Raw genomic sequence first — 3,266 nt, 5'->3', positions numbered from 1 at the left:
GCCGGCCGGCGCCGGCGTGCGCGAGGTGGTGCTCGCGGCGGTGCTCGCCGGGTCGCTTGCCAGCCCGTCCGCGGGGCTCACGGTGCTGGTCAGCCGGGTCGTCCTGACGGTGGTCGACCTCGCGTTCGCGGGTGCCGGCCTGCTGCTCGCCCGGTCCGCGCGGAGAATTCATGCCGGTTCCCCGCCGTTACGCCCGTGAATGCCCGGCGTGTTCGGCACGTCCTACCCGGTCAGCGGCGTAGTCTCGGCGAGTGAGATCGGTGAGACAGTGTTCGCGCTCGGCCTGCACCAATGCGGCCGTGGCGACGCTCACGTACGTGTACGCGGACTCGACCGCGGTCCTGGGTCCGCTGGCGCACCTGGCCGAGCCCCACAGCTACGACCTGTGCGCGGAGCACGCCGAGCGGCTGACCGCGCCGCGCGGGTGGGAGGTGGTCCGCCTCATGCCCGAGTTCGAGGACGCGGGGCCGAGCCCCGACGACCTCTCCGCGCTGGCCGACGCCGTCCGCGAGGCGGGCCGCCGTCGTCGTCCGGCGGAGCCGTCCACGGTGACCGAGACGGCCAGGCGCGGCCACCTGCGGGTGCTGCGCGCGGACGACGACAACTCGGCCTGACCCCGCTGCCTGACCGTGCGGCTAGGTCGGCAGAAGATCGATCGGTCGGCAGAATGTCAGGTGGTCGGCACCCCGGGGTGCCGACCACCTGACATTCTGCCGACCACCCTGATCGCGGGGTCGGCAAGCCCCGCGCCGGCAGCTCAGGGGACCCAGGCGCAGACGGCGTGGCCCGCGCCGGTCAGCTCCAGGTTGCCGGCGTCGTGCGGCACGAAGACCGACTCGCCCTGGGTCAGGCGCTGCGGCCCGTCCTCGGAGCGGTCCGCCGTGAGCGTCAGCTCGCCGTCGAGGCACAGCAGGATGCGCGGCCCCGTCGCGGGCAGCGCCACGGGCTCCGACGGGTCGACGTCGGCGGTCGTGAGCGCGAACTCCGTGACCGGCACGCGGTAGGTGCGCACCTGGCCGCGGCCGCCCGCCGTCGTCACCTCGGGGGCGGCGGGCTGCTGCGGGGCGAAGACGGTGCAGGCGACGAGGTTCTCCTCGTCCACCAGCTTGGTCGTCAGGCCCGCCCGGAGCACGTTGTCGGAGCTCGCCATGATCTCGATGCCCACGCCGGACAGGTAGGCGTGCACCACGCCGGCGGGCGTGAACGCCGCCTCGCCAGGCTCGAGCGAGAACCGGTTGAGCATGAGGGACGCGATGGCGCCGGGGTCGCCGGGGTGCTGCTCGGCGAGGTCGACGACGGTGCGGTCGGCGCGCTCGAACGGCGAGCCGGCCGCCAGGCGGGCCCGCACCGAGTCGAGGGTCGCCTCGATGTCGGCCGCGCAGGCCTCGTCGGCGCGCGCGGAGAGCAGATGGTTGAACGCGTCCCGCATGCCGTCGTGGCTGCGGTCACGCAGCAGCGCGGCGCGCACGCCCTCGACCATGTCGCCCGCCAGGCCTTCCAGGACGTCCAGGATGGTGCGCGGCGTGCGGAAGCCCGCCAGCCCCTCGAACTGCGAGAGCGCGACGATCATCTCGGGCTTGTGCTGGTCGTCCTTGAACGACCGCTTGGCAGACGTGAGCGCCATCCCGGCCTTGTTCTCGCGGGAGAAGCCCTCGCGGGCCTGCCGCGGCGACGGGTGCACCTGCAGGGACAGCGCCTTGCGCGCGGCCAGCACCTTGAGCAGGTAGGGCAGCCGCGGGCCGAACTGCTCGGCGACCCGGTGGCCGAGCGTCTGCACGGGCGCCTCGCTGACCAGGCGGTCGAGGGCCACGTGGTCGACGTCGTCCGCGCGCGTGATGCGGCTGACGGACGGGGCGCTGGTGTGGGCGCCGAGCCACATCTCGGCCTGCGGCTCGCCGTCCGGCTGGGTACGCAGCAGGTTGGGGATCGCGTCGACCGACCCCCAGTCGTACCGCTGGATGGTGTTCGTCAGCGGGAGCGGGTCATGGAATCGGGCGACGGCAAGCACGGCGCCAGGATAGCCCGGCAGCCGTACCGATTTGTGAGAACCCTCTGGTGAGGGCGTGGGCGAACACGGGGCCGCACCGTGGCGTTCACCCGGCACGGCACGCCCGGGCCCGCGCCCGGTTGCCCGGGCGCAACACCAGCCTCCTACTATGCGTTGGTGCACTCAGAAGCCGTCCCCCGGGCGGGGCGCATCCCCGAGATCCACGGTCTGCGCGGGCTGGCCCTGGTCCTCGTCGTCCTCTTCCACCTCTTCGGCAACGGCCGGGTCTCGGGCGGCGTCGACGTCTTCCTGGCCCTGACGGGCTTCCTCGTGACCCGGTCGCTGATCGGCCGTGCGGAGCGTGGGGACCTGCGCCTGACCGAGCACTACGGGCGCACGTTCTCCCGGCTCGCTGCCCCCTCGCTCGTGGTGCTGGCGGCGACGGCGGCCATCATGGTGCTGGTCCTGCCGCAGGCGATGTGGCAGAGCACGCTGCGCGAGATCGGGGCCTCGGCGGTCTACCTGCTGAACTGGGAGATGATCCACTCGCAGCTCGCGTACGGGGCAGCGGGCCCGACGGCGAGCCCGCTGCAGCACTTCTGGTCGCTGGCGGTGCAGGGGCAGTTCATGCTCCTCTGGCCGGCGCTCGTGCTCCTCCTGGCCATCGTCGCGCGCCGCTGGCTCCGGCCGGCGCTGGCCGTGCTCGTGGTCCTCGCGACGGCCGCGTCCTTCTGGTTCGCGATCCGCGTAGGCGCCGTCGACCAGCCTCTCGCCTACTTCCACTCGGGCACCCGGTTCTGGGAGCTCGGCCTCGGTGCGGCCCTGGCCCTGCTCCTCGGCTGGGCGCAGCCCGCCGGCGCCCTGCGCCCCGTGCTCGGCTGGCTCGGGCTCGCCCTGGTCGTCTCCTCCGGCTTCGTGCTCGACGGCGTCGCCCTGTTCCCCGGCCCGTGGGCGCTCTGGCCCGTCGGCGGCGCCCTGCTGGTGATCCTCGGGTCGGCGCCGGACTCGCGGTGGGGTCCGCGCGGCCTGCTGGAAGTCGCGCCACTGCGCTTCCTCGCCGACGTCTCGTTCCCGCTGTACCTGTGGCACTGGCCGCTGCTCATCGGCTACCTCCACCTGACCGGCGCGGAGCGGCCGGACTGGCTCGCGGCCGTGGTGATCTTCACGACGTCGACGGTGCTGGCCTGGCTGACCCACCGCTTCGTGGAGCGGCCGGTGGTCACCGCCCGGCGGTTCACCGGCACGCCCCGCCTGGCCACCGCCGTCGCGCTCGCGCTGG

3 protein-coding genes and 1 pseudogene are annotated in these 3,266 nt (G+C 73.8%); 3 read left to right on the top strand and 1 reads right to left on the bottom strand.

Translation table 11 applies throughout. The annotated features are described in order from the left end of the window. Both PROKR_RS03500 and PROKR_RS03495 read left to right on the top strand, forming a co-directional pair. Positions 1–199, top strand: a pseudogene (locus PROKR_RS03500) (UPF0104 family protein); the annotation flags it as partial. Positions 200–251: 52 nt separating this feature from the next. After that, positions 252–614: a DUF3499 domain-containing protein gene (locus tag PROKR_RS03495; protein ID WP_036959523.1), complete on the top strand. Its 363-nt coding sequence runs from the start codon at positions 252–254 to the stop codon at positions 612–614. Positions 615–757: 143 nt separating this feature from the next. Here PROKR_RS03495 and manA read toward each other — a convergent pair whose 3' ends face one another. Further along, the gene (gene manA / locus PROKR_RS03490) at positions 758–2,008 is read right to left on the bottom strand and encodes a mannose-6-phosphate isomerase, class I (protein ID WP_051432632.1); all 1,251 of its coding nucleotides are present in this window, start codon (positions 2,006–2,008) and stop codon (positions 758–760) included. A 156-nt stretch (positions 2,009–2,164) separates the two neighbouring features. Here manA and PROKR_RS03485 point away from each other — a divergent pair. Further along, positions 2,165–3,266, top strand: a 1,102-nt coding sequence (locus PROKR_RS03485) for an acyltransferase family protein (protein ID WP_169736311.1), incomplete at its 3' end; no start/stop codon positions are given.

It is taken from the genome of Promicromonospora kroppenstedtii DSM 19349, assembly GCF_000515355.1.
GTDB classification, from domain to species: domain Bacteria; phylum Actinomycetota; class Actinomycetes; order Actinomycetales; family Cellulomonadaceae; genus Promicromonospora; species Promicromonospora kroppenstedtii.
The sequence above is the reverse complement of the archived record's forward strand: the minus strand, read 5'-3'. Positions and strand labels throughout refer to the sequence as shown.